We start from the raw sequence: 2,789 nt of genomic DNA on the forward strand, positions 1-2,789 counted from the left end.
GCTTCCGCGCCAGGAAGCCGGTCCACGCCGGCGCCACCGCGGTCACGCCGGCGCCACCGCGGTCACGCCCAGCACCCCCGCCGCGCCGAGCCCCGCGGCCGCCGCGCCGACCGCCGCCGGGATGACCACCTGCCCCGCCCGGTTCCCGGTGAGCCGCAGCGACATCGCCCGGCCGCGGGCGCCCGGCGGCGCGGGCTCGGCCGGCCACGACATCGTCAGCGGCTGACCCACCCCCAGCGCCGCCGGCACGACGCTGCCGACCAGCAGCCGCTTGCGCCCCGGCGCCGCGCCCAACCGGCCCAGCAGCAGCCGCGACACCATCGACGACGCCGCGCGCAACGCCAGCAGCGCGCTCACCAGCCCGGCGCACAGGTGGGCGGTGCCCAGCAGCACGCTGCCCGCCAGCGGGTCGAGCGCGCGCCGCACCTCCAGCAGGTCCCGCGCCTCCTCGGCCCGCTGCTCGGCGACCCGGGCGTCCCGGTGCGCGCCCAGCTCGACCAGGCCCTCGGCCTTGAGCCGCTTGAGCGCCTCGCGCAGCGGGGTGGTGCTGATGCCGATCTCCTCGGCCGGCGCCCCCTGGTTGATCACCGCGCCCGGCGCCGGTGCGCCGGTCAGCACCCGCTGCCGCACCTCGTGGTAGGCGAACTCGGCCTTGGTCTGGAACACCCCGACCCCCAGGCTTATAACCTGTTGGGCCGTAGCCGGGCGGAGAAGGGCCTTGAGGCGCCTTTCACAGCCCGGCGAGGAACTCCAGCAGCGCGGAGTTGACGTCGTCGGGGCGCTCCTGCTGCATCCAGTGCCCGCACCCGGCGAGGTCGTGGACGGCGCGCAGATCCGGGACGACGCCGGGCAGGCGCTCGAGGAAGTCCGGCGGGTAGAAGCCGCGCACCAGGTCGCGGTCACCGGTGACGAAGAGCGCGGGCGGGGTGATCACGGCGCCCTGCCACGGCGCGGTCAGCTCCCAGTTGCGGTCGATGTTGCGGTACCAGTTCAAGCCGCCGGTGAAGCCGTTGCGCCGGTACTGCTCCACGAACGCGTCGACGTCGGCCTCGGTGAGCCAGGCGGGCAGCTCCTCCGGGTCGGCGAACGCGCCGAGGAAGCCCTCGCCGGGCGAGGACGGCGGCACGGCGTCGCCGGACGCGCCGACCAGGGCCTTGCGGAACGTCGTGCGCGGGTCGCGGGCCAGCTCGGCGTCGGCGACGCCCGGCCGCTGGAAGTACAGCTGGTAGAAGTCGTCGCCGAAGTGCTCCCGGGCCGACACCAGCGGCGGCCGGGACCCGCGCGGCGTCGGCGCGACGCTCAGCCCGGCCACGCCGCGCACCAGGTCGGGCCGCAGCAGCGCGGTGTGCCAGGCGACCGGCGCGCCCCAGTCGTGCCCGACGACCACGGCCTCCCGCTCGCCCAGCGCCGCGATGAGCGCCACCACGTCGCCGACGAGGTGCAGGATCGTGTAGGCGCCCACGTCCTCCGGCCGGTCGGTGCCGCCGTAGCCGCGCTGGTCGGGCGCGACCACCCGGTACCCGGCGGCGGCCAGCGGCTCGAACTGGTGGCGCCAGGAGTACCAGCTCTCCGGGAAGCCGTGCAGCAGCAGGACCAGCGGCCCCTCGCCCTCCTCGGCGACGTGCACGCTCAAGCCGTTGACGGTCAGTTCGCGGTGCTGCGGCACGTGGTCCCCCTTGTCCTGGCGCTGCACCGCCACCTTATCGCCGGCCGCGGCCCGGGGGCCGGGGCCCCCCGGGCGCGCGCCGCACCGGGGCGGCGGCGGTTCGGGCGTGGGGGGGACCGGCGGCTCGGTGCCCGGACCCGGCTCCGGCCGGGGGTGGTCGGGGATCGGCTCGGGCACCGGGATCGACGGCTGGTCGGGTGGTTCGGGGTGGACCATGACAACCTCCCTTCGCCCCGGGGATTACCCGACCGGGCGACGGCCCAGACCTCGACCTCGGCGCGGCGCCGGCGCGAGGGCTTGCCACCGACGGGTGACACCCGTCCTCCGGCCGGGTCAGACCCACTACCGTCGTCGGGGGAGGGAGCCATGCGCAGCGGCACGAGACCTGAACCCGGCACGGTGCTCGCCCACCGCCCGCTGCCGCGCGACCTGTGGCCCGACCACGCGGCCGAGGCGTTCCACCTCGTCTACCAGGGGATGGGGTACGACGGCTCCGGGCGCGCGGTCAGCGGCTCGCTCTTCCTCCCGGACCGGCCCGCGCCGCCGGGCGGCCTGCCGGTCGTCAGCTACGCCCACGGCACCACCGGCCTCGCCGACCACTGCGCGCCCTCCACCACCGGGCTGACCAGGCTCGAACGGGAGCACGTCGCCCGCTGGCTCGCCGCCGGCTACGCGGTCGCCGCCACCGACTACGAGGGCCTGGCCACCCCGGGACCGCACCCGTACTTCAACGGCGAGGCCGTGGCCGACGACGTGGTGGACATCGTGCGCGCCGCCCGCCTGCTCCACCCCGACGTCGGCCGCACCTGGCTCGTCGCCGGTTTCTCCCAGGGCGGCCACGCGGCCCTGTTCACCGGCCTGATCGCCGCCGCCCACGCCCCGGAGCTGGACTTCCGCGGCACCCTCGCCCTCGCGCCGCCGGTGCACCTGCCGCTGCTGGTCGACCTGGTCACCGCGGACGGCGCGGCGCGGACGTCCGTGCTGCTGCCCTTCCTGCTCGCGGGACTGCGCACCTCCCACCCGGACTTCGACGCCCGCGCCCTGCTCACCGAGGCGGGCGGCCGGCTGGTGGACGTGGCGGGGACCGCGACCCTGGTCGTCATGTTCCGGGCCGTCGGCGGCC

At 76.8% G+C, this 2,789-nt stretch carries 3 protein-coding genes; 1 reads left to right on the forward strand and 2 read right to left on the reverse strand.

Annotated elements, in window-relative coordinates:
• Nucleotides 1–42: 42 nt before the first annotated feature.
• Entirely contained in the window at nucleotides 43–666 is a 624-nt protein-coding gene (locus tag ACFV4N_RS42355; protein ID WP_499678341.1) for a GntR family transcriptional regulator, read from the reverse strand.
• A gap of 64 nt (nucleotides 667–730) precedes the next feature.
• On the reverse strand, nucleotides 731–1,693 hold the full coding sequence (locus ACFV4N_RS42360; RefSeq protein ID WP_499678342.1) for an alpha/beta fold hydrolase: 963 nt from the start codon (nucleotides 1,691–1,693) through the stop codon (nucleotides 731–733).
• A 339-nt stretch (nucleotides 1,694–2,032) separates the two neighbouring features.
• Between ACFV4N_RS42360 and ACFV4N_RS42365 the strand changes: the two genes are divergently transcribed.
• Nucleotides 2,033–2,789, forward strand: a 757-nt coding sequence (locus ACFV4N_RS42365) for a lipase family protein (protein WP_499678343.1), incomplete at its 3' end; no start/stop codon positions are given.

It is taken from the genome of Actinosynnema sp. NPDC059797, from assembly GCF_042732085.1.
In the GTDB taxonomy this organism is placed as follows: domain Bacteria; phylum Actinomycetota; class Actinomycetes; order Mycobacteriales; family Pseudonocardiaceae; genus Actinosynnema.